Origin of the sequence: Rhodococcus sp. Chr-9, from assembly GCF_000801125.1 — a bacterium.
GTDB classification, from domain to species: Bacteria; Actinomycetota; Actinomycetes; order Mycobacteriales; family Mycobacteriaceae; genus Rhodococcus; species Rhodococcus pyridinivorans.
In genome coordinates, this window is the sequence record NZ_JTIZ01000072.1 from 1 (window position 1) to 1,571 (window position 1,571).

2 protein-coding genes and 2 tRNA genes are annotated in these 1,571 nt (G+C 35.6%); all 4 read left to right on the top strand.

The window, feature by feature from the left end:
• The first annotated feature begins 223 nt into the window (after nt 1-223).
• Nucleotides 224-355, top strand: a complete 132-nt coding sequence (locus tag QR64_RS28560; RefSeq protein WP_015979566.1) for a hypothetical protein — start codon at nt 224-226, stop codon at nt 353-355.
• On the top strand, nt 352-834 hold the full coding sequence (locus QR64_RS25740; RefSeq protein WP_036851100.1) for a hypothetical protein: 483 nt from the start codon (nt 352-354) through the stop codon (nt 832-834). The genes QR64_RS28560 and QR64_RS25740 overlap by 4 nt, the downstream gene beginning before the upstream one ends.
• 289 nt (nt 835-1,123) lie before the next feature.
• A tRNA-Trp gene (locus QR64_RS08950) sits at nt 1,124-1,194 on the top strand.
• Nucleotides 1,195-1,263: 69 nt separating this feature from the next.
• A tRNA-Pro gene (locus QR64_RS08955) sits at nt 1,264-1,335 on the top strand.
• Nucleotides 1,336-1,571 lie beyond the last annotated feature (236 nt).

Below are 1,571 nucleotides of genomic sequence, written 5' to 3' on the forward strand. Positions count from 1 at the left end.
AGTCAATCATAGCTTACATAACAGAGGATAAACCAAACCTGAAAAGTGCATTTGATATAATATATATATCAAGTTGAGAGAGGAAAGCAAATGACAGAGGAACAGCTACTATTTAAGCAAGAGACATTGTCAGAAGTTGACTTTAACGAGTTCTTACTTAACGCTGTTGAATGTGGTTTGATTAATCTTGATACAGCTTTAATTTTTAAGGGAGAATAAAGAAATGAATAAAGAGCATATTTTAGCACAAAAAGAAGTATTGACTCCGATTGAATATGAACACTATGTTAAGCACTTATTTGATATTGGAGAAATTACTAAAGAGCTTTATATTGAATTGAGTTCTGATTTATGAGCAAAGCCTTAGCTATTGACTTTAGCACCTCTAATACTGGTTACGCATTTCGTAATCCTTTGACAAATGAGTATGTAGTCGGTTCAATTGCAGGTGGTAAAAGTAAAGATCCTTTGGAACGTGCCAAGCTTATTGCTGACGGTATAACAGAAATTATTGAGCATTACAATTTATTTGACTACTTTATTTATATTGAAGAACCTATTATCACGTTCAAGTCTAAGGGAAACATCTCATTGATTAGAGCTAACGGTTCATTCTTGGGTGTCATGCGTAACCGTCATAACATTGGCTATGTTGATGTACCAAACAGTAAATGGTGTGGGTATCATCTAATTAAAGGTAAGAGTGCATTGCGAAAAGTACAAAGCATTGAGATACTCAAGAGCTATAACATAGTACCTGATAATGATATCAACGACGACATGGCAGACGCGTTCTGTATCTTACTCTATGTAGAAAGTCAGGAGAATGAATGATTGTAATTAATATTGCCTTGATTATTCTTGGCATTTTATATGGTGTAGGTTCGGTTACCAACTTTAAGGAGTGGTATTATCGCCATGACTATCTAGCTATTATGCTAAGTGTATTTACATCTATCTTATTGGTAGTGGCTGGAGTATTAAACGTTTTGAATTAAAAGAATAGGTGTACTGATTGACGGTACTTAAATGTCATAGAGTTGACAGCCAAGCATAGGGTGCAAACTGTAAAGCATACTGTTTGATTAAATGAGTACTAGCAACTAACAGCCCTTTGTATCTAGCGAACATAGTATAATGGTAATGCTACAGATTCCAAACCTGTAAACGTGGGTTCGATTCCTACTGTTCGTGTTCTCCTTTATTTTATTATATGTTATAAGTTATAGTTCTAGGTATTGAGCGTATTATGGCATATAGTAACAGGATATAGTGTTAATGGTAGCATGCGTGTTTTGGGAACATGTAGTGTTGGTTCGAGTCCAGCTATCCTGATGAGTGGTGTATAGTCCATAGACGAAGTGTTAAGCTATGGCACAACTATACAGATAACTGGTGCACGGTTATATCAGCTAACGAAAGTCCTAGTGTATTAAAGTGTCACAGGCATAACTAAGTGACAGCTGGTTAGAGTAATAAGGTGTACTAACGTGGTGTAGGGTTCGATTCCCTACTGCTCTATAATAAGATACCAGCTACTGATAGTTAGTCATAGTTAGCAGTATAGTCTA